Origin of the sequence: Ancylobacter sp. TS-1 (assembly GCF_009223885.1) — a bacterium.
GTDB lineage: Bacteria > Pseudomonadota > Alphaproteobacteria > Rhizobiales > Xanthobacteraceae > Ancylobacter.
Map to the genome: position 1 here is coordinate 3,067,818 of NZ_CP045144.1, position 21,560 is coordinate 3,089,377.

At 70.3% G+C, this 21,560-nt stretch carries 17 protein-coding genes; 4 read left to right on the forward strand and 13 right to left on the reverse strand.

Translation table 11 applies throughout. The features are described 5' to 3' along the window. Position 1 precedes the first annotated feature (1 nt). The 9 genes from GBB76_RS14430 to GBB76_RS14470 all read right to left on the reverse strand — a co-directional run bounded on the left by GBB76_RS14430 (position 2) and on the right by GBB76_RS14470 (position 13,162). Entirely contained in the window at positions 2 to 2,164 is a 2,163-nt protein-coding gene (locus tag GBB76_RS14430) for an FUSC family protein (protein ID WP_152303947.1), read from the reverse strand. A 129-nt stretch (positions 2,165 to 2,293) separates the two neighbouring features. After that, positions 2,294 to 4,912: a plasma-membrane proton-efflux P-type ATPase gene (locus GBB76_RS14435; protein WP_246668936.1), complete on the reverse strand. Its 2,619-nt coding sequence runs from the start codon at positions 4,910 to 4,912 to the stop codon at positions 2,294 to 2,296. A 121-nt stretch (positions 4,913 to 5,033) separates the two neighbouring features. After that, a complete protein-coding gene (locus tag GBB76_RS14440; RefSeq protein WP_152303948.1) occupies positions 5,034 to 6,272 on the reverse strand; it encodes an SLC13 family permease in 1,239 nt (412 codons plus the stop codon). A 124-nt stretch (positions 6,273 to 6,396) separates the two neighbouring features. After that, positions 6,397 to 7,248 carry a polyphosphate kinase 2 family protein gene (locus tag GBB76_RS14445; protein WP_152303949.1) on the reverse strand — a complete coding sequence of 284 codons (852 nt, stop codon included), beginning with the start codon at positions 7,246 to 7,248 and terminating at the stop codon, positions 6,397 to 6,399. A 174-nt stretch (positions 7,249 to 7,422) separates the two neighbouring features. Further along, on the reverse strand, positions 7,423 to 8,394 hold the full coding sequence (locus tag GBB76_RS14450) for an ABC transporter substrate-binding protein (protein ID WP_152303950.1): 972 nt from the start codon (positions 8,392 to 8,394) through the stop codon (positions 7,423 to 7,425). 26 nt (positions 8,395 to 8,420) lie between these two features. Beyond that, a complete protein-coding gene (locus GBB76_RS14455; protein ID WP_202911110.1) occupies positions 8,421 to 9,449 on the reverse strand; it encodes an ABC transporter permease in 1,029 nt (342 codons plus the stop codon). Then, positions 9,442 to 10,974, reverse strand: coding sequence for a sugar ABC transporter ATP-binding protein (locus GBB76_RS14460; protein ID WP_152303951.1), 1,533 nt, complete (start codon positions 10,972 to 10,974; stop codon positions 9,442 to 9,444). The genes GBB76_RS14455 and GBB76_RS14460 overlap by 8 nt, the downstream gene beginning before the upstream one ends. Further along, complete coding sequence (locus GBB76_RS14465; RefSeq protein WP_202911111.1) at positions 10,971 to 12,107, reverse strand: Gfo/Idh/MocA family protein; 1,137 nt, start codon at positions 12,105 to 12,107, stop codon at positions 10,971 to 10,973. The genes GBB76_RS14460 and GBB76_RS14465 overlap by 4 nt, the downstream gene beginning before the upstream one ends. Further along, positions 12,104 to 13,162: a sugar phosphate isomerase/epimerase gene (locus GBB76_RS14470; protein ID WP_152303952.1), complete on the reverse strand. Its 1,059-nt coding sequence runs from the start codon at positions 13,160 to 13,162 to the stop codon at positions 12,104 to 12,106. Before GBB76_RS14470 ends, GBB76_RS14465 begins: the two co-directional genes overlap by 4 nt. A gap of 168 nt (positions 13,163 to 13,330) precedes the next feature. Between GBB76_RS14470 and GBB76_RS14475 the strand changes: the two genes are divergently transcribed. Together GBB76_RS14475 and GBB76_RS14480 are read left to right on the forward strand one after the other, a co-directional pair. Next, positions 13,331 to 14,359 (forward strand): LacI family DNA-binding transcriptional regulator, encoded by a 1,029-nt coding sequence (locus GBB76_RS14475; protein ID WP_152303953.1) that lies wholly within the window; start codon positions 13,331 to 13,333, stop codon positions 14,357 to 14,359. A 65-nt stretch (positions 14,360 to 14,424) separates the two neighbouring features. Beyond that, positions 14,425 to 14,721: a hypothetical protein gene (locus GBB76_RS14480; protein ID WP_152303954.1), complete on the forward strand. Its 297-nt coding sequence runs from the start codon at positions 14,425 to 14,427 to the stop codon at positions 14,719 to 14,721. A 43-nt stretch (positions 14,722 to 14,764) separates the two neighbouring features. On the opposite strand, the gene GBB76_RS14485 is transcribed toward GBB76_RS14480, so the two are convergent. Then, positions 14,765 to 15,778, reverse strand: coding sequence for a zinc-binding alcohol dehydrogenase family protein (locus tag GBB76_RS14485; protein WP_152303955.1), 1,014 nt, complete (start codon positions 15,776 to 15,778; stop codon positions 14,765 to 14,767). A gap of 214 nt (positions 15,779 to 15,992) precedes the next feature. Here GBB76_RS14485 and GBB76_RS14490 point away from each other — a divergent pair, with 214 nt between their 5' ends. Next, the gene (locus GBB76_RS14490) at positions 15,993 to 16,868 is read left to right on the forward strand and encodes a LysR substrate-binding domain-containing protein (RefSeq protein ID WP_152303956.1); all 876 of its coding nucleotides are present in this window, start codon (positions 15,993 to 15,995) and stop codon (positions 16,866 to 16,868) included. Between the two features lie 6 nt (positions 16,869 to 16,874). Here GBB76_RS14490 and GBB76_RS14495 read toward each other — a convergent pair whose 3' ends face one another. Then, complete coding sequence (locus GBB76_RS14495; protein ID WP_152303957.1) at positions 16,875 to 17,942, reverse strand: dipeptidase; 1,068 nt, start codon at positions 17,940 to 17,942, stop codon at positions 16,875 to 16,877. 264 nt (positions 17,943 to 18,206) lie between these two features. Here GBB76_RS14495 and GBB76_RS14500 point away from each other — a divergent pair, with 264 nt between their 5' ends. Next, on the forward strand, positions 18,207 to 19,694 hold the full coding sequence (locus tag GBB76_RS14500) for an MFS transporter (RefSeq protein ID WP_162375600.1): 1,488 nt from the start codon (positions 18,207 to 18,209) through the stop codon (positions 19,692 to 19,694). Positions 19,695 to 19,735: 41 nt separating this feature from the next. Here GBB76_RS14500 and GBB76_RS14505 read toward each other — a convergent pair whose 3' ends face one another. Together GBB76_RS14505 and GBB76_RS14510 are read right to left on the reverse strand one after the other, a co-directional pair. Next, positions 19,736 to 20,659 carry an acetamidase/formamidase family protein gene (locus GBB76_RS14505; RefSeq protein WP_152303959.1) on the reverse strand — a complete coding sequence of 308 codons (924 nt, stop codon included), beginning with the start codon at positions 20,657 to 20,659 and terminating at the stop codon, positions 19,736 to 19,738. A gap of 45 nt (positions 20,660 to 20,704) precedes the next feature. Continuing rightward, complete coding sequence (locus tag GBB76_RS14510; RefSeq protein WP_152303960.1) at positions 20,705 to 21,559, reverse strand: ABC transporter permease; 855 nt, start codon at positions 21,557 to 21,559, stop codon at positions 20,705 to 20,707. Position 21,560 lies beyond the last annotated feature (1 nt).

Here is a 21,560-nt window from a genome sequence, read left to right on the forward strand (position 1 = left end):
CTCAGCCCTCCGCGAAGCTGCGCGCGAGATAGGCGCGGTCGATGTCGAAGCGGTCGGCGATGAAGCGCAGCGACGCGCCGGCCTTCAGCACCGCGCGCGCGGCCTCGCCCGGCGCCGCCGGCATCTGCGCGGCGAGCGCGGCGCGCGCCCCGGTGACGAGCGCCTCGGTCTCGGCGACACGGGCCGCGCGGTCGCCCCGGCTCCGTGCCAGCCGCTCCAGCGCATCGGCGAAGCCGGCGAGGAAGCCCGTCAGCGTGGCGGCCGTCTCCGGCGGCGTCGCCCGGTCGGCGGCGACCTCCGCCAGCCGGCCGAGTTCCATCGCGCAGGACGAGGCGGCGAGCGTGCCGCGGAAGAAGTCCTCGTCGCGCTGGCGGTCGAGGGCAAGGCGCGGCAGCAGGTTGGCCAGCATGCCGACGATGTTCCCGGCGGCGGCGCGCGGCGCCGTCCGCCCGCGTGCCACCGCCGGCAGCAGCTCGCCGAGGGCGCGTTCCCAGCATTGCCCGCGCCGGGCGCGCGAGTTCACCGGCAGCGCGGTCAGCAGGGCGATGCAGAACACCATGCCGAGCAGCATCGCCAGCGCGTTGTTGAAGAAGGCCAGTTCGTTGGGGGTGAAGACGTTGCTGGTGCCGACCTGCGAGATGGTGAAGCCGCCCAGCGCGATGCCGGCCCAGGCGCGGCTCGGCGTGCCGGCCATCAGCCCGGCCGGCACCAGCACCGGCAGGAGCGCCACCGCCAGCGCCTCGAAGCCTTCGAGAGAGGGCAGCACCAGCACCATGAGCGCGTAGGCCGCGAGGATGCCGATCGTCGTCCAGACCAGGAAGGTGCGCGCGGGAGGAAGCGGGTTGTCCTGGTTGACCGCGAAGAACAGCGTCACCGCCGCGCCGGTCACGAAGCTGAAGCCGTCCGGCCAGGCGGTCGCCATCCACACGCCGCTGAGCACCGCAATGATGGCGGCGGCGCGCAGGGCGATCAGCAGCGCCTCGCCCCGGCCCTCGGACGGGGCGGGCGAGGGGCGGCGGGTGGTCCGCGTGCCGGCGCTGCGGCGGATGCTGGCCGCCTCGCTGACGACGACCATGGACAGGCCGTGCAGCAGGTCGCCGGCGCGGCGCAGGATGAGCACGCCGTTGGCGAGCGGCTCGAAGGGCACGGTGCCGGCCATGGATTCCAGCTCGACCGCCGTGGCGGCGAGCGCCGTGCGCGCCTGCAGCAGTTCGCGCCGCGCCGGGTGCGGGTCGGTCAGGGCGGAGGGATCGGCGGCGATGCGCTCGATCCGCGCCACCGCCGCATCCAGCGCCGGGCGCATGCGCTCATGCACGGCGCGGCCGTCCTCGCGGCAGTTGTCGAGGCGGAAATACAGGCCGCGCGCAATCGCCAGCACTACCAGGAATTCGCGCACCGAGCGGTTGAGCGCCGGCCCGTCGGCCCGCATTTCCGGTGCCTCGAACAGCGCGTAGGAGCGCAGCGCGTCGAAGGAGACGACGCTCGCCACCATGCGCAGGCGCAGCGCCGCGAACACCGCCGGCGGCTCGGAGAGGCGCAGCGCCGTCGCCACATAGAGGGCGAGCGCGGAGAAGGTGCCGGCCAGCCCCTCGCGCAGCGCGTCGCCGGCATAGCGCGGCATGACGATGGTGCTGGCAACGGTGATGCAGGCGATGCCGATGAGGATCTCGCCCATGCGGTCGGTGGCGACCGACCAGGCGGCGAGCGGGTCCATCGACCCCTCATAGGCGACCAGCAGCAGGGTGAAGCTGGCCAGCATCGCGGCATAGGCCGCGTAGTTGCGCAGGCGCGCGCCCATGTAGAAGCAGACGCCGACGGCGAGCGCGGTGACGCCCACCAGCAGTTCGGGCGCCTGCGAGAACAGCCCCACGATGACGAGGCCGGCGAGCCCGCCGGTCAGCGTGCCGACGGTGCGCCAGGCACCCTTGGCCACGGCGGCGCCGACGGTGGGCTGGGCCAGCAGGTAGACGGTCAGCGTCGCCCATTGCGGGTCGCTGAACTCCATCCAGTAGGCGATGGCGAGCGCGGTCAGCGCCGCGGCGGCGGTGCGCAGCGAGAAGACGACGTTGCGCCAGCCGAGGTCGACGGGAAAGGACGGCCGCCAGGAGGCCGCCGCCGTCTGCTCGGCCGCCGTCCGCCCGTCCGTCGTCCGGGATACGCTCATCGTCCTGTCGTCTCCCGGCGCGCGGCCTATATCCGCGCACCGATGATGAACAGGGAATGTCCGATGCGCAAACGATCCGTGACGCCTCGCGCGTTGCCTTGCGCCGCGTCGCGGGTGCGTCGCGCCGGTTCAGCCCGGCACGGCCGGGCCGATCGAGGCGTCGATGACGCTGGGCTGCCGGTCGCGACCGTTGACGAGGTGGAAATAGACCAGCTTCACCGCGTCCATCACCAGCGTCCAGGCCAGGCAATAGGCCCAGACCACGCCGATCAGCAGCCAGGGCAGCGCCGGCATGAACCAGCCATAGGCGCACATGAAGATGGCGAAGATCTGCGTGCCGATCACCGCGCCGAGCACCGGCAGGCTGGGATAGGGCGGCCGGAACAGCGTGCCCTGCACCCGCGAGACGAAGAACAGCAGGTGCCCGCCCGCCGCGAGCTGGAGGAACAGCATGGTCTGCACGTGCGGCAGGTCCATCGGCAGGATGGCGGTCAGCTCGGGGCTCTTCATCCAGAACATGCCCAGCATCACGATGCCGAAGCTCTGCACCAGCGCCATGATCCCCATGATGGTGGAGAAGGAGATGATCCGGTGCATGTCCCAGCGCACCGGGCGGTCCTGCACCTTCACGTTGTCGTAGGCGATGGTCATGATCGGGATGTCGTCGAGCAGCGCCATGACCACGATCATGATCGCGGTGAGCGGCATGAAGTCGTAGACGAGATAGGTCAGCACCACGACCAGCATGATGTTGAGCGTCATGGCGATGCGGTAATAGATGTAGCTGGTGATGCGCTCGAAGATGGCGCGCGCCTCCATGATCGCCGCGATGATGGTGGACAGGCCCGGCGCGGTGAGGATCAGCGCCGCCGCGCTGCGCGCCGCGTCGGTCGCGCCGGACACCGCCACGCCGCAATCGGCCTGCTTGAGCGCGGGGGCGTCGTTCACGCCGTCGCCGGTCATGGCGACGATATGGCCGCGCTCCTGCAATGCCTTGACGATCTGGAACTTGTGCTCGGGGAACACCCGGCCGAAGCCGTCCGCCACTTCCACCGCGCGGGCGGCGTCGATGGCGATGTGCTGGGGATTGGAATCCTCGCCGAACACCTCGCTGGCGACGAGGAGATGGTCGCCGAGGCCGAGCTGGCGGGAAATCTCGCTGCCGATCGCCACATCGTCGCCCGTCACCATCTTCACCGTGACGCCGAGTTGCTTGGCGCGGGCGATGGTGGCGGCGGCGTCGGGGCGCGGCGGGTCGAGCATCGGCAGCAGGCCGAGCAGCGTCCACGTCGCCCCGTCATCGGAGCGGGCGACGCCGAGCGCGCGCGTGCCGTCCCGCGCCAGCCGGTCGACGGCGCCGAAATAGTCCTTCGCGCTGTCCTGCGACAGCCCGCACAGGGTGGCGATGACCTGCGGCGCGCCCTTGGCGTAGTGCACCGTCCGGCCGTCCGGGCCGGTGACCTGCGCCGCCGTCTTCTTGCTCACCGGGTCGAAGGGGGTGAAGTCGACCTGATGGTACTGGTCGAGCACCTTCGGGTCCTTCAGCCCCGCCATCACCGCCTTGTCGATGGCGTCGTCGCTCTGCTTCTGCGAGGCGAGCGCGGCGCCGAGGATCAGTTCGTCCGGAGCGGCCGCGCCCCAAGGAATGGGCGGTTGCAGGGTGAGCTGGTTCAGCGTCAGCGTGCCGGTCTTGTCCGAGCACAGCACGTCGACGCCGGCCAGTTCCTCGATGGCGGAGAGGCGCGAGACGATGGCCTGCTGTTTCGACAGCGCCAGCGCGCCGAGCGCCATGGTGACGGACATCACCGCGGGCGTGGCCACCGGCACCGAGGCGACGAGCAGCACGAGCACCAGCTGGATGATAGCGCCGGCATGCGACCATTCCCAATGGCCGTTGGCCACGATGTCGCGGTGAACCTGCGCGACCACCAGCAGCACGGCGAGCGCGGCCGAGAGGATGATCAGGAAGTCGCCCATCTGGATGACCGCCTTTTCGGCGTGCGACTTGGCGCCGGCCGAGGCGACCAGCTTGGCGGTGCGGCCGAAGAAGGTGGCATTGCCGGTGGCGGTGACAAGGCCGGTCATGGAGCCCTGGCGGACGATGGAGCCGGAATAGCCGCTGTCGCCGACCGCCTTCGACACCGGCAGGGATTCGCCGGTCAGCGCCGCCTGGTCGACGGAGAGATATTTGCCGTCGGTGAGGAGGAGGTCGGCGGGCAGGGTCTCGCCCCCGGACACGCTCACCACGTCGCCGGGCACCAGCTCGGCGGTGTCGAGCGTGACCCAGGCGCCGTCGCGCAGCGCGCGGGCCTTCAGCGCCAGCCCCTTCTTCAGCGCGGCGAGCGCGCTGGCGGCCTTGCTGTCCTGCCAGAAGCCGACGACGGCGTTGTAGAGGAGCAGGCCCATCACCACGATGAAGTCGGCCCAGTCGAGACGGACCAGCGAGAGCAGCGCCGCCGCCTCGATCATCCACGGGATCGGCCCCCAGAAATAGCCGAACAGCTTGCGCCAGCGGCTTTCCTCATGCGCGGCGATGGCGTTGGGGCCGAACTTCTCCTGCAGCGCCTTCACCTGCGCCGAGGCGAGGCCGGCGGGCGAACTGCCGAGCCCGGCGAAGGCCGCCGCGATGCCGGCCGCGTCGAGCCGCGCCGGGCGGTTCGACGCGCCGGATGCCGCTTTCGGCGGCGCGGCGGGCATTGGGGCCGCAGGGACGGCGGCCGGGGCCGGGGCGGTTGCAGGCTGGGACATGGCTTCCTCCGTCCGGGCGCGGCTGCGGCGCCTCTCTCGCGTGAGGCCATCATGATACCCGCCGGGGCGGTTGCCATTGACGTGCAGCAAGGCGCGCGGCGGAGGGCCGCGCCGGGCGTCCCTAGATCAGCACGATCCAGACCGCCGCCAGCGCCATGCAGGCGAGCGTGACCGGCACGCCGGCGCGGGCGAACTCGCCGAACGAGATCTTCACCCCGCAGGCCGCCGACTGCTCGACCACGATGATGCCGGCGAGGCTGCCGAACACGATGAGGTTGCTGGAAAATCCGGTGCCGAGCGCCAGTGCCGCGCCGAGCGCCTCCGCCTCGGCGCCGGGGGAGAGGAAGGGCACCAGCAGCATCACCGCCGGGTTGTTGCCGACGATGTTGCTCAGCGCCCCCGAGGCGAGAAACAGCGCCAGCGGGTCGTTGAGGTTCAGCCCGGCGGCGCGCAGGTCGTCGAGCAGGCTCTGCGGCAGGCCGGTGGCGGCCACCGCCGCATTCACCACGAACAGCCCCATGATCAGCAGCAGCAGATTGCCGTCGACATGCTTGAGCATGTCGCTGGAGGCGATCTGCCGGTTGATCAGCAGCACGCCGGCGGCGCCCAGCGCGATGAGGTCGCGCGGCCAGTCGGTGAGGATGAAGGCCAGCACGACGAGGAGGGTGACGAGGCTCGCCTTCGCCGTCTCCACCCGGTCGATCCGCACCGGCGCGGGCGCCGGCTCGCTCGCGGCGGGCGCGGCGCCTGCGCGCGCCAGCGTCCAGCGGCCGCGATAGACCAGCGTCACGATCGCCCAGACCAGCGGCAGCGAGAGGAGCGCCGGCACGCCGGCGACGGCGAGGAAGCCGTTGAAGGACAGGCCGAGCTGCTGCGCCGCGATCATGTTCTGCGGGCTGCCGATCAGCGTGCCGGCCGAGCCGGTATTGGCGGCGAAGCAGAAGGCGAGCAGGAACGGCACCGGGTTGAGGCCGCGCGCCAGCGTCAGCGAGACCAGAAGCGGCGTCATCGCCACCACCACCACGTCGTTGGTGAGCAGCGCGGAGAGCGCGCCGCCGACCGCGACCAGCACCGCGAGCAGTACCGGCGGGCTCACCGGCAGCAGCGCTACGCGCTGCGCCGTCCAGCCGTAGAAGCCCGACACGACGAAGGCCGCCGAGACCACCATCAGGCCGAACAGCATGCCGACGCTGCTGTAGTCGATGGCGTCCCATGCCACCTTGGGGCTGATGCTGCCGGCCACCATCATCGCCAGCGCCCCGACAATGGCGGCGCCGGTGCGATCGACCTTGAAGCCCGGCAGCTTGCCGAAGCCCATCGCCACATAGACCAGCAGGAAGATGACGAGTGTGAGGCCCATGAGGTCGCCGCGGCTTGCCCGGCCGGCGCACCGCGCGCCGGGCCGTATGGGTGGATCGCACATTCGCCGCCGGAGAGAAACCGCCGCGCCGTCGTCTACCGGAGGTGGTCTGTTCGAGGCCCGTCTACCTGGCGGCCTTGCCCGGCGCCGCCTCGGTCGCCGCGTGATATTCCTGGCGGATCTTCGCGAGGTCCACGGTCGGCGCCGGCAGTTTCAGCTTCATCTCGTCGAGCGTCGCCTCGATGATCTGCGACACCGCGAGGTTGCGGAACCATTTGTGGTTCGACGGGATCACGTACCAGGGCGCGTGCCTGGTGGAGCACTTCTCCAGCATGTCCTCATAGGCCGCCGCATACTGGTCCCAGAAGGCGCGCTCCTTATAGTCGGAATCGCTGATCTTCCACTGCCGCGCCGGGTCGTCGAGCCGCTGGCGGAACCGCTCGAGCTGCTCCTCCGGGCTGATGTAGAGGAAGAATTTCAGGATCGTGACGCCGGACTCGGTCAGCAGCTTCTCGAACTCGTTGATGCGGTCGTAGCGCTTCGACCACACCTCCCTGGGCACGAGATCATGCACCCGCACGACGAGCACATCCTCGTAATGCGAGCGGTTGAACACCCCGACCTGACCGAGGGCGGGGGTATGGGCATGCACCCGCCACAGGAAATCGTGCAGGCGCTCTTCCTCGGTGGGCTGCTTGAAGCCCTTCACATAGGTGCCCTGCGGGTTCATCGCCGCCATCACGTGCCAGCAGGTGCCGTCCTTGCCGGCGGCGTCGATGCCCTGCAGCACGACGAGCAGCGCGTGCTTCTTCTCGCCATAGAGCTTCTGCTGCAGCTCGGCGAGCCGCGCGACGTTCTTGGCCAGATCCTCCTTGGCGTGCTCGGAGGAGGCGTAGTCGCCATGGAAGGCGGCATCGACATCCTTCAGCCGCACGCGGGTTCCCGGCTCGACGACCAGCTTCTTGTGCAGGCTCATGGCGTTCCTCCCTCGACTGTTCGCGACGGCGCGCCATCGCGATACCTTCCCGCCATCATAGCCGAGGCGGGGGTCTCCGGTTTGATCCAGGATAAGCCGTTTCCGGCGGGCCGGAACGAAAACCGGCGCCGGGGAGTGCCCGGCGCCGGATGAGGCGGTCTTCGCGAGGAAGGGTCAGAACGGGCTGTCGGGGAAGTAGAACTGCGCCGCGTTCTCCGGCGTGATCAGCGTCGAGCCGATGATGAAGCGGCCATAGACCGGCGTGTCGGACACGAAGCGCAGCGCGGTGACCTCGAGCGCGGTGGAAATCTGCGCCGGGGTGTAGGAGACATCGACCGGAATCTGCGGGTCCTTGTCCATGACGCGCTTGATGATCTCCTTCATGCCGGCGCCGCCGACGATCCACATCTCCTTCTGCCGGCCGGCCTGCGAGATGGCTTCCATGACGCCGATCGCCATGTCGTCGTCGGCCGCCCATACCGCGTCGATCTTCTTGTGCTTGGACAGGTAGTCCTGCATCACCGAGAACGCCTTGTCGCGGTTCCAGTTGCCGTGCTGCATGTCGAGAATCTCGATGCCCGAGCCGGCGATGGCGGCCTGGAACGCCTCGACACGCTCATTGTCGAGCGTGGTCGGGATGCCGCGCAGCACGACGATCTTGGCGCCGGGCTTCAGGTTCGCCTTGAAATACTCGCCCGAGACGCGGCCGAAGGCGACGTTGTCGCCGGCGACGTAGAGGTCCTCGATGCCGGGCTGCGACAGGCCGCGATCGACCACCGTCACCCACTTGCCGGCATCCTTCACCGCCTTGACGGGGCTGGTCAGCGGCTCGGATTCGAAGGGCAGCACGACGAGGGCGTCGATGTTGCGCGTCGCCACCATGTCCTCGATGTCGTTGACCTGCTTGCCGACCGCGCCGGCGGTGGCGAGCACGAACTCAAGGTTCGGATAGGTCGCCTTCAGCCGCTTGATGGTCTCCTGCGCGTGCCAGTTCAGCCCGCCCATGAAGCCGTGCGTGGCGGAGGGGATCGAGACGCCGATCACCGCCTTCTTGCCCTGCGCCATGGCGGGCGCGGACAGGCCGCCGGTGGCGACGGCGGCCGCGGTCGTGGCGAGCGTCGCGGTCAGGAATGTCCTGCGTTCCATTGTTGTTTCCTCCCGTTTTTCCGCTCTCAGGCGGATGATTTCCCGCGCTGGAGAACCACCGCGAGCACGATGATGACGCCCTGGATCGTCCCGTTGAGATAGGGAGACACGAGGTCCGCCAGAATGAGGATGTTGTCGATCAGGCTGAGGATCAGCACGCCCACCACCGTGCCCCAGACGCGGCCATGGCCGCCCTTGAGCGCGGTGCCGCCGATGATGACAGCGGCGATAGCCTCCAGCTCCCACAGCATGCCGGTGGAGCCGGAAGCCGAGCCGAGACGCGGCACATACATGATGGTGGCGAAGCCGACGAGCAGGCCCAGCAGCACATAGGTGAGCAGCCGCACCCGGTCGACATTCACCGCCGAGTAGCGCGCCACCCGGTCGTTCGAGCCGATCGCCTCGCAGTAACGCCCGAACCGGGTGTGCCGCATGGCGATCTGCCCGGCGATGGCGACCAGCGCGAAGACGAGGATCGGCCAGGCGATGCCGAACAGGCCGGAATAATAGACCGGCCGGTAGAGCTGGCGCACCGCGAAGTCGAGGCTGATCGTGCCGCCATCGGCGAGCCACGTCACCAGCGAGCGGAAGATGCCCATTGTGCCCAGCGTGACGATGAAGGGCTCGATGCGTGCCTTCGTCACCAGAAGCCCGTTGCCGAGCCCCGCCAGCAGCCCGGCGCCGAGCGCGATCGCCATGCCGGTCAGGATCAGCGGTATGCCGACCCCCATGGCCGGCAGCAGCGCGTTCATGGCGAGGATCATCACCCCGGCGATGAAGGCGGCCATGGAGCCGACCGACAGGTCCAGCCCGCCCGAGGTGATGACGAAGGTCATGCCCACCGCGATCATGCCGATGAAGGCCGAGCGCGCGAGCACGTTGGTGACGTTGCCGGCGGAGAGGAAGTTCTCGTTGAGATAGGCCCCCAGCGCGACGAGCAGGATCAGCGCCAGCAGCGGGCCGAGCGCCGACAGGCCGGGCAGGCGCGAGGTCGCCCCGGCGGCGCGTGCGGCGGAATGTGCCGGTGCGGCGGGGGTGGAGGCGGCGTCAGACATTGGCGGGCTCTCCGCGTGCGGGCGTTTCGCTGGTGCCCATCACGAGCCGCACCACGTCGGTCTCGCTGATGCGCTCGCCCGCCAGCTCGCCGGCGATCCGGCCGTTTCGCATCACCAGCACGCGGTCGGAGAGGCCGAGAATCTCGGGCATGTCGGAGGAGATCACGATGACGCTGCGTCCTTCCCGGGCGAGGCGGTCGATGAACAGGTAGATCTGGTGCTTGGTGCCGACGTCGATGCCGCGCGTCGGCTCGTCGATGATGACGATCTCGGGGTCGGGCAGCAGCGTCTTGGCCAGCAGCAGCTTCTGCTGGTTGCCGCCGGAGAGGTTGCCGACCCGCATGTCGCGGCGCGGGGCGCGGATGTCGAAATCGGCGATGGCCTGCGTCAGCGCCGCCTCCTCCTTCTCGTGCGAGATGAAGGGGCTGCCGAAGCGGGGCAGGGTCGAAAGGGTGAGGTTCTCGGTGAGGCTCTTGTCGAGCAGCAGGCCGCGTTCCTTGCGGTCCTCGGTGAGGTAGGCCATGCCGTGGGCGGCGGCCTCGCCGACCGAGCCGATGCGGACCACGGCGCCCGCGCGCCGGATCTCGCCGCTCGCCGGGCGCAGCCCGACCAGCCCCTCGGCAAGCTCGGTGCGGCCGGAGCCGACGAGGCCGGAGATTCCCAGCACCTCGCCCCGGCGCAGCGTGAAGGAGACGTCCCGCACCAGCGGCGGCACGTCGAACCCGCGCACCTCCAGCGCCACCGCGCCGGGCGTGTGCCGGCGGGGGGGGTAGATGTCCTGAAGGTCGCGCCCGACCATGGCGGTAGCCATGCCGTCCTCGCTCAGTTCCCCGCGCAGGGCCCGGCGCACCACCGCGCCGTCGCGCAGCACGGTGACGCGGTCGGCGAGGTGGGCGACTTCTTCCAGCCGGTGCGAGGTGTAGAGCAGCGCCACGCCCTGCCCCCGCAGCCGCTCGATCTGGCGGAACAGCACCTCGACTTCCCTGTGCGTGAGCACGGCGGAGGGCTCGTCCATGATCAGCACCCGCGCGTTGCGCGAGAGGGCTTTGGCGATCTCGACCATCTGGCGGTCGGAGACGGTGAGGTCGCGGATGCGCGCTTCCGGGCTGATCGGGCTGTCGAGCTGGTCGAGCAACGCCTGCGTGCCCTCGCGCATCGCCCGGTGGTCGAGCAGCAGGCGCCCCAGTTCGCGCCCGAGCCAGATATTCTCGCTCACCGTGAGGTCGGCGGCGAGGTTGAACTCCTGATGGATGACGACGACCCCGGCCGCCTCCGCCGCCGGGCCGCTGGCAAAGCGGGCGCGGGCGCCGTCGAGCCGCACCTCGCCGGAGGTGGGCTCCAGAAAGCCGCCGAGGATCTTCATGATCGTCGACTTGCCGGCGCCGTTCTCGCCGATCAGCGCGTGCACCTCGCCGGCATGGAGCGCGAAGTCGACGCCATGCAGGACCTCGATCGGGCCGAAACTCCTGCGCACGTCGACCAGTTCGAGCACCGGGGCGGCCGCGCGCTCCGGGGCGGCGCTCATAGCGTCACCCAGCCGGCATTGCGGCGGGAAGACTGCACGCAGGCCTCCACGAAGCGCATGCCCGCCAGCCCGTCCGCCAGCGTCGGGAAGACGACGCCTTCCGGCATCGGCTCGCCCGCCTGACGGGCGCGGATGGCGCGGGCGGCCTCGGCATAGATGTTGGCGAAGCCTTCGAGATAGCCCTCGGGGTGGCCGGGCGGAATGCGCGAGACCCGCCCCGCCTCCGGCCCCGCCCCGGCGCCGTTGCGGGTGATGCGGCGCCTGGGCTCGCCGAAGGGAGCGTGCCAGAGATAGTTCGGGTCTTCCTGCGCCCATTCCAGCCCGCCCTTGTCGCCATAGACGCGCAGGCGCAGGCCGTTCTCGTTGCCGGGCGCCACCTGGCTCGCCCACAGCATGCCCTTCGCCCCGCCCGTAAAGCGCAGCAGCACATGGGCGTTGTCGTCGAGCGCGCGGCCCGGCACGAAGACGGACAGGTCCGCGGCGAGGGCCTCGGGCGTGAGCCCGGAGACGAAGCAGGCGAGGTTGTAGGCATGGGTGCCGATGTCGCCCGTCGCCCCGCCGGCGCCGGAGCGCTCCGGGTCGGTGCGCCACTCGGCCTGCTTGGAGCCGTGCTTCTCGGCGGCCTCGGTCAGCCAGTCCTGTACGTACTCGACCTGCACCAGCCTTATGCGGCCGAGCGCGCCGGCCGCCACCATGGCGCGGGCTTGGCGCACCATGGGATAGCCGGTGTAGTTGTGGGTGAGCACGAACAGCGCGTTGGCCTTTTCCGCCGCTTTGGCGAGCTGCTTGGCCTGCGCCATGGTGGCGGTCAGCGGCTTGTCGCAGATCACATGGATGCCGCGCTTGAGGAACTCGATCGCGGGGGCGGCGTGCATGTGGTTGGGCGTGACGATGGCGACCGCCTCGATGCCGTCCTTGCGCCGCGCCTCGGCCTTCGCCATCGCCGCGAAGTCGTCATAGGAGCGCGCCAGCCCCAGCGCCTCGGCCGAGGCGCGGGACTTTTCCGGGGTGGAGGACAGCGCGCCGGCGACCAGCACGAACTCCCCGTCGAGCCGGGCGGCGATGCGGTGCACGGCGCCGATGAAGGCGCCCGAGCCGCCGCCGACCATGCCGAGCCTGAGGGGCGCGCTCATCGCTCCAGCCCCAGCAGGCGGCGATTGGCGGCGCGGTCGGTGCCGGCGCTGGCGAAATCGTCGAACGCCTTCTCGGTGACGCGGATGATGTGGCTCTTCACGAACTCGGCGCCCTCGCGCGCGCCGTCCTCCGGGTGCTTGAGGCAGCACTCCCACTCGACGACCGCCCAGCCGTCGAAATCCATCGCCGCCAGCTTGGAGAAGATGGCGCCGAAATCGACCTGCCCGTCGCCGAGGCTGCGGAAGCGCCCGGCGCGCTTCACCCAGGGCTGGTAGCCGCCATAGACGCCCTTGCGGCCGGTCGGGTTGAACTCGGCATCCTTGACGTGGAACATGCCGATGCGCTCGGCATAGATGTCGAGGTGGTCGAGATAGTCGAGCTGCTGCAGCACGTAGTGCGAGGGGTCGTAGAGCATCTTCGCACGGGGGTGCTGGTCCACGCGGTCGAGGAACATCTCGAACGTATCGCCGTCGTGCAGATCCTCCCCGGGATGGATCTCGAAGCACACGTCGACGCCGCATTCCTCGGCATGGTCGAGGATCGGCCGCCAGCGCCGTGCCAGCTCGTCGAACGCCTCCTCGATCAGCCCGGCCGGGCGCTGCGGCCAGGGATAGACATAGGGCCAGGCCAGCGCGCCGGAGAAGCTGACCATGGCGGTGAGGCCGAGATTCTTCGAGGCGGTCAGCGCCTTCCGCATCTGGTCGACCGCCCATTGCTGCCGCGCCGCCGGGTTGCCGTGCACGGCAGGCGGGGCGAAGGCGTCGAACATGGCGTCATAAGCCGGATGGACGGCGACCAGCTGGCCCTGAAGATGGGTGGACAGCTCGGTGACGACGACCCCGTTCTCCGCGCCGCGTCCCGCCCATTCCGCGCACCAGTCGCGCGAGGCGGCCGCCTTGTCGAGATCGAGGATGCGCGCGTCGTTGGTGGGCACCTGCACGCCGGCATAGCCGCAATCGGCGGCCCAGCGCGTGATGGAATTCCAGCTGTCGAAAGGCGCGTCGGCGCCGATGAACTGGGCCAGAAACAGGCCCGGCCCCTTGATGGTCCGCATGGTTTCCTCCCGACCGGGCGTTGCCGGCCAACCGTTCTATTTTTGTAATCGGTTGCAAGGAGCGTAGCGGAGGCCTGTAATCGATTGCAAGAGGCATCGTGGGAGGATGCCGTAACGGCAGCGCGAGGTGGATTGCCAGCAGGGCTCCGGCGCGTCTATGGAGTGGCCATGCAGCACCAGAGACCGAAGATCGTGGACGTGGCGCGGCTCGCCGGCGTTTCCACCGCGACGGTCAGCCGCGTGCTCTCCAACCCCGACGTGGTGAGCGCGGAGACCCGGCGCAGCGTCGAGGAGGCGATCCGCCAGACCGGCTACCGGCTCAACCATGCGGCGCGCAACCTGCGCCACCGGCGCACCGGCGGGGTGGTGGCGCTGGTGCCGAACCTGTCCAACCCGTTCTTCTCGCAGATCCTCGCCGGCATGGCGGCGGTGCTGGCGGATGCGGGCTACAATCTGCTCATCGCCGATACCCGCGCCATGGGCGGTGAGACGCTGCTCTCCTATGCCGAGCCGAGCCGGGCCGACGGGCTGATCGTGCTCGACGGCACGCTGCCGGCCGAGGGGCTGGCGCGTCGCGTGCCGGTGGTGCTGGCCTGCGAGTGGATTCCCGGCTTCGCCGCACCGCGGGTGAAGATCGACAACCGGGCGGCGGCGGCGCTCGCCGTCGCTCACCTCGCCGATCTCGGCCACCGGGTCGTCGCCCATGTCGCCGGCCCGCCCGGCAATGTGCTGAGCGAGGCACGCCTTGCCGGCGCTGAGCAGGCGCTGGCGGAGCGCGGCCTGCCGGCGCCGCGCGTCTTTCCCGGCGATTTCAGCCTCGATTCCGGCCGCCGCGCCGGCGAGATGTGGCTGGCGCTGGCGCCACAGGAGCGGCCGACCGCCGTCTTCCTCGCCAGCGACGCCATGGCCTGCGGCTTCATCGGCGAGATCCAGCATCGGGGCCTTGCCGTGCCGCGCGATGTCTCGGTGATCGGCTTCGACGACATCGAGCTGGTCTCGCACATGACGCCGGCGCTCTCCACCATCCGCCAGCCGCGCGAGGCCATCGGCCGCCACGCGGCGCAGCGGCTGATCGACCGCATCGCCGGCGACGAGGGCACGGAGGACACGGTGCTGCCGGTGGAACTGGTGGTGCGCGCAAGCACGGGCCCCGCGCCGCACGGGCCGACCGGCCGGCCCGCTGTCACGCCTTCGTAAGAATACGTAGGGCCTCTTCTGCGGTAGATTAGCCGCGCCCGATCTTGTCGGGCAGGGAGGCATCAATGACACCCGAACAACGGGTCTGTCTGCAACGCCTGCAGGAAGCCCTCGACGAAGCCACCGAACCGGGAAACAGGCCGCTTCTGGCCATCTCAAGAGACGACATACTGGCCATCGCGCGCGAACTGGCGCGCGAATGCGCCGCCGCCCCCGAGGGCGACGAGGCGATCGACGGCATCGTGCGCGCGGCCGGCGATCTCGGCCATGTGCAGCCCCCGCAGGGGCTCTATCTCCTCGCCAACGCGATGGACGACCTGCGCGATCAGGTCGAGCGCGTCGCCGGGGTGCATCCGGCCTGAACCGGCCGGCCCGCCACCTGTGCGGCGGCGGGCCGTCTGGCCGCTAGAAGCCTTTCAGCACAACCTTGCCGATGCTGCGGCCGCTCTCGACGAGGGCGTGCGCCTTGCGCAGATTCGCGGCGTTGATCGTGCCGAATTTCTGCTGGAGCGTGGTGCGCAGGAGCCCGGCATCGACGAGGTCGGCCACCTCGTCGAGCAGGTGATGCTGGCGGATCATGTCCGGCGTGCCGAACAGCGGGCGGGTGAACATCAGCTCCCAATGCACCGACAGGCTCTTGCGCTTGAACGGGGCGATGTCGAGCGTCGTCGGGTCGTCGATAAGGGCGAGCGCCCCCTGCGGCGCCAGTGCCCGCAGGATCGCCGGCAGATGGCGCTCGGTGGCGGTGAGGCCGGCGACGTAGCGCACCTGCGGGATGCCGATCCGGGCGATCTCCTCGTCCAGCGGCTTGTGGTGGTCGATGACGTGATGGGCGCCCATCTGCTTGACCCAGGCGATGGAGTCCGGCCGCGAGGCGGTGGCGATGACGGTCAGGCCGGTGAGCCGCCGGGCCAGCTGGGTGAGGATGGAGCCCACGCCGCCGGCGCCGTTGACGATGAGCAGCGCGTCGCCCGCCTCCTTCACGCCATAGGGCACCTTCAGCCGGTCGAACAGCAGCTCCCACGCAGTGATCGCGGTCAGCGGCAGCGCCGCCGCCTCGGCCATGCCGAGCGAGGTCGGCTTGCGGCCGACGATGCGCTCGTCCACCGCATGGTATTCGGCATAGGTGCCCGGGCGGTCGATGGCGCCGGCATAGGCGACGGCGTCGCCGACCTTGAACAGCGTCACCTCGGGACCGACCGCCGCGACGATGCCGGCCGCGTCGTGGCCGAGGACGCGCGCCACGCCGTCGGGCGGGGTTGCGCCGGCGCGCAGCTTCACGTCGACCGGGTTGACCGAGACGGCGCCGACGCGGACCAGCAGATCGCGCGGGCGCAGTTCCGGCAGGGGAAGCTCGATGTCGACCAGCGAATCGGGATCGGTGACAGGCAGGGGCCTGGTGTAGCCGACGGCTTTCATGGAAGGGTCTCGCAATTGGCGGGCGAAGGGCCCGCGACAGGTTCAGGCGACGACGGTCGCGCCGCCATCCGCGCCGGCCCGGCCGGGGTTCCGGCGGCTCGGTGGGCATCGCGGCAGGCTCCGCCGGGTTTTTCGGGGCGGAGGATGCGTGGTTGCCGTCAAGAAGAAAAGCGCATAGTTTTAATGGCATTCAGCCGCCATTCGAATAGATGCGATGCGCCATCCTGATCTTGAAATCGATCTGCTCCGGGCCTTCGTCGCCGTCGCCGAAACCGGCAGCTTCACCGCCGCCGCCGAGGTGGTGGGACGCTCGCAATCGGCGGTGAGCCAGAAGATCCTGCGGCTGGAGGATTTGCTCGGCTGCCGTGTGTTCGAGCGCACCAGCCGCTCGCTGACCCTGACGCAGGAGGGCGAGAAGCTGCTGGTCAGCGCCCGCCGCATGCTGGAGCTCAACGACGTCGCGGTGCGCGCGCTGCTGGAGCCGCGCGTCGGCAGCCTGCGGCTCGGGGTGAGCGAGGATTTCGTCCCCCATCTGCTGCCCGGCATGCTGGCGCGTTTCCAGCGGCTCTATCCGGGCCTGCATCTGGAACTGCGCACCGGGCTGAGCTGCGACCTGCTCGGCGCCTATGAGGGCGGCCAGCTCGACGCGGTGGTGGCCAAGAAGGACGGCACCGCCCAGCGCGGGCGCGTCATCTGGCGCGAGCAGCTGGTCTGGATGGCCTCGAAGGAATACCGGCCCGACTTCACCCGCCCGGCGCCGCTGGTGCTGCTGCCGCCGCCCTGCACCTATCGCGAGGTGATGATCCACGCGCTCGACGCGGTGCGGCGGGACTGGTTCGCCGCCTGCACCGCCTCCAGCCTCGCCGGCATCCGCGCGGCGGTGGCCGGCGGGCTCGGCGTCACCGTGCTCGGGCGCTCCTTCATCGGGCCGGACATGCAGGCGCTGCGGGCGCCGGAGCACTGGCCCGCCTTGCCGATGACCGAGATCGTGCTGCTCGGCGAGGAGCGTGCGGAGGCCGAATTCGTGCGCCCGCTGGTCGCCTTCCTCACCGAGAGCCTGTCGGCCGCGCCCGGCAGCGCGGCGGCTTGAGGCCGCCTACACCGTCTCGCCCCACGCCCGCGCCAGAATCCGCAGCCAGTTGTCCTGGCGGATGGCGGCGATCTCGCCGCTGGCGAAACCGTCCGCCGCCAGAGCCGCGACCAGCGCCGGCAGGCCGCTCGCATCGCTGATCTCCGCCGGGATGGTGGCGCCGTCGAAATCCGACCCCAGCGCCACATGGGCGACGCCCATGCGCTCCACGAGGTAGCGTATGTGCCGCACCATGTCGGCGAGCGGCGTGCGCGCGTCCTCGCGCCCGTCCGCGCGCAGCATGGTGGTGGCGAAGTTCAGCCCGACCAGTCCGCCGCTCTCGCGCACCGCGTCGAGCTGGCGGTCGGTCAGGTTTCGCGCCACCGGGGTCAGCGCGTGGGCGTTGGAATGGCTCACCACCAGCGGCTGGTCGGTGATCCCGGCGACGTCCCAGAATCCCTTCTCGGTGATGTGGGCGAGATCGACCACGATGCCGAGCCGGTTGCAGGCGCGGATCAGCTCGACGCCGGCCGGCGTCAGGCCCGGCCCGGTATCCGGGCTCATCGGATAGGCGAAGGGCACGCCATGGCCGAAGATGTTGTTGCGGCTCCACACCGGCCCGAGCGAGCGCAGCCCGGCGGCGTAAAAGGTCTCCAGCGCCGCGAGGTCCGCACCGATCGCCTCGCAGCCCTCCATGTGCAGCACCGCCGCGAACACCCCGGCGGCCGCCGCCGCGCGTATGTCGGCGGTGGAGCGGCACAGGCGCCAGCCGCCGGCCCGCTCCAGCCGGAAGGCGATGGCCGCCATTTCCAGCGCGATGTCGAGCGAGGGCGCGCGCGCCAGCGGCGCGGCGAGCGCGGTCGCGTAGTGGCCCTTCGCGTCCGCCTTCTTCAGCACCAGATCGCCGGAGGGGATGTAGATCGCGCACAGCCCGCCGATCAGCCCGCCAGCCCGGGCGCGCGGCGCGTCGAGATGGCCGCGCGGCGTGCCGTCGATGAACGCGGCTACCGGGTCCTCGCCCGCCGCCGCGCGGTTCCACAGCCGCAGCAGGACGTCGTTATGGCCGTCGAAGACCGGCTGGGTCGGGTGGGGCATGGCGTTGCGAAGCTCCTCGGTCGGTGCGGCCGCGTGGGGAGAGGGCCGAATCCCTCCGGCATCGCGGTATCCTGCGGCATTTTTGAGCCGGGGGCCCCCGCCAAAGGCGCGGCATGGCGTCCGGCCAGAGGCAGGGTGTGGACATCGGCCGCTGCGTCCGCCGCCCCGGGCGCCGCCCGCTTCCCGCCGGCAGGCGGCACGCTAGAATGCCGCGCCTCCTGTCGCCCCCCTCCCGCCTTGCCGGCCCTGCCTTCGGATGTATTTATGACGACCGTATTGAGCCGGCTGCTTGTCGAGCCGGCCCCGCTTGCCTGGTTCGAACGCCAGAGCTGGCACCCGTGGCTGGTGGTCGGCCTCGTCTGCGTCGGCGCCTTTGTCGGGCAGCTCGACGCCACCATCGTCCAGCTGGCGCTGCCGACGCTGGGCCGCGCCTTCGACGCGCCGCTGCAGGAGGTGAGTTGGGTGGCGCTGTCCTACCTGCTCGCCTTCGCCGCCTTCCTGCCGATCTTCGGCCGGCTGTGCGAAATGTTCGGCCGCAAGACGCTCTACATCGCCGGCTATGCGATCTTCATTGCGGCGAGCGCCCTGTGCGCGCTGGCGACCGGCTTCGAGCAGCTTCTGGCCTTCCGCTTCCTGCAAGGCATGGGCGGCGCGCTATTGGGAGCGAACAGCATCTCGCTGCTGGTGGCGACCATTTCCGCTGGGCAGCGCGGGCGCGCGCTCGGTTTCTTCGCCGCCGCGCAGGCCGTCGGCATGAGCGCTGGGCCGGCGCTGGGCGGGCTCATCGTGGAAGGGCTCGGCTGGCGCTGGATCTTCGGCGTGACGGTGCCCTTCGGCGCGCTGGCGATGGTCCTCGGCTGGGTGGCGCTGCCGCGCACGGCGGCGGGCGGTGCCGGCAAGCGGTTCGACTGGGGTGGCGCGCTGCTGATCGGCCCGGCCATCATCCTCGTGGTGGCGACGCTGAACCATCTCTCGGGCCGGGGGGCGGGCTCCCCGCTGATATGGGGCGCGGTCGTGGCGGCTGCCGTGCTGCTGTGGGCGCTGGTGCGCCGCGAGCGGTCCACGCCCTCGCCGCTCATCGCCCCGCGCCTGTTCGCCAATCCCGCCTTCGCCTTCGGCGCGCTGGCGGTGATGCTCGCCTACGCGCTGCTCTACGGCATCTTCTTCCTTCTGTCCTTCGCGCAGGACCACGGCTATGGCGAGAGCCCGGCGCAGGCGGGGCTGCGTCTGGCCATCATTCCGGTCGCCATCGGTCTGTCGGCGCCGTTCAGCCACGACGTCAAGCTGTGGCTGGGCGCGCGGCGCATCGGCCCGGCGGGCATGCTGCTCTGCCTGCTCGGCCTCGCCGCCTTCGCCCTTGCCGCGAGCTGGCCGGCCGACCATCGGTTCTTGGACATGCCGGCCTTCATCCTTGCCGGTGTCGGTATCGGCCTGTTCATCGCCCCGAACAACCATGCGGCCATCGCGGCGGCGCCCGCGGACCTCGCCGGTGCCGCCGGCTCGCTGCTCAATCTGATGCGGGTGCTCGGCACCAGCCTCGGCGTCGCCGCCGGCGCCACCACGCTGGCCTGGCGGCTGGAGGTCGAGACCGGCACGTCCGGCGGCTGGATGGCGGCGAATGCGGAAGCCCTGCTCGCCGCCTTCCGCAGCAGCCTGCCGGTGCTCGGCGTGCTGGCGCTGGGCGCGGCTCTGGCAGCATGGGCCGCCGCCGGCGGGGCCTTCGGAAAGGCCCCGCCCCGGCGCGAGGGCTGAGACACGGCGCCTCCTGCGGCATCCTCCCCCGCCCGGCGTGCCTACGCCGCGAACTGGGCCAGCAGGGCTTTGTCGACCTTGCAGATGTAGGTGTATTTCGGGTTCACCACCTGCGTGCAGCGCGCCTCGGCGATCTGGCCGAGCAGCATGTAGCCCTCGGCGGCGGGGATGCCGTAATCGTCCTCCAGCCAGTAGATCATCTCCTGGAAGGCGATCCGCATGGCGTCCTCCAGCGGGCGGGCGCAGCCGAGCGTGCAGATATGCGTCGGCGTCTCGATGCGCGGATGGTTGAGCCGGGCCGGCGCGGGCGCCAGCGAGACCTTCACCGTCAGCGTCGCGGCGACCTCGATGGCGCCCATGCCGTTGGCCTCGCCGTCGCCCTGCAACGCATGGCAGTCGCCGAGGAAGAGATGGGCGCCGTCATGGTTCACCCGGAACATCACGGTGTTGCCGGCGGTGATTTCCTGCACGTCGAGATTGCCGCCATGCGGGCCGTTGTCGACGGTGAGCACGGCGCCGTGCACCGGGGCGACGCCGGCGACGCCGATCATCGGGCGCACCGGCAGCTTCACCTTGTCGCTCCAGTGCACCACGCCGTCGCCGATCGCGACGACGCGGGTCTGCATGCCGAATTCCTTCTGCCGCACCCAGTCGGGAAACATGCCGACGCCCGGCCACAGCGCGGTGAAGCCGAGCGTGTCGACCTCCATCTCCACGATCTCCAGCACCAGCATGTCGCCCGCCCTGGCGCCCTTCACCTCGATGGGGCCGGTCGCCCCATTGACGAAGGGGAAGGTGACGTCGGCTTGCGTGAGCTGCTGGCCGAGATGGCGGATGGTGCCGTCATTGGCGTTGATGGCGCATTCGACGACGAAGGTCTCGCCGGGCTCGACGGCCGCGACGAAGGTGTCGTTTGCCGACAAAGCATATTTGATGTTGCCGGACTTGCTGACGCGCTGGGTCATGGTCACTCCATTGGGCACTGAAACGCGGAAAGGTCGGATGCGGCCTCAGCCCAGGCGGCGCCAGGGCATGAGCAGCTTTTCCACCTTGCCGACGATGAAGGTGAGGACGAGGGCGAGGGCGATGGTCGCCACCAGCGCGGCGAAAACCTTGGGGATGATGTAGAGCGAGCCGGCCTTGAAGATCGCGTGGCCGAGCCCTTCGGACGAGGACATGAACTCGCCGACGATGGCGCCGATCAGCGCGAAGCCGACGGTGAGCTTCAGCCCGGCGAAGATGTCGGTCAGCGAGGCCGGCACGACGAGCTTGCGGAAGATCTGGAACTTGGAGGCGCCCAGCGTGCGCATCAGGTTGATCTGGTCGCCGTCGACCCCGACCGCGCCCTTGTAGGAGGTCACCAGCGCCACGATGACCACGGAGAGCGTCGACATGGCGATCTTCGAGGTCAGCCCGGTGCCGAACCAGATGATGATGATGGGAGCCAGCGCGATGATCGGGATCGAGCCCAGCGCGATCACGAAGGGCTCGATGACGCGCGAGACGAAGCGCGAATACCACAGCGACAGGCCGATCAGCGTGCCGATGACGTTGCCGACGAGGAAGCCGAGCAGCGTCTCGACACCGGTGACATAGGTGTCGCGCCACAGGCTGCCGTCCATCGCCATCGTCGCGAGGAAGCCGGCGATCGCCGAGGGCGAGCCGAACATGAAGGCCGCCTGCCGGTCGAAGGCGGTCATGTACTCCCAGAACGCCAGGAAGGCGGCGAGCAGGGCGATCTGCGTCAGGATGACGAGCGCGGTGGCGCGCCGGCGCGCGCGCCGATGGGCGGCGAGGCGCCGGGCGGCCCCGTCGTCGGCGCTGGCGCCGGGAATGAAGCCGCTGTGGCTGGCGGAACCGTCCATG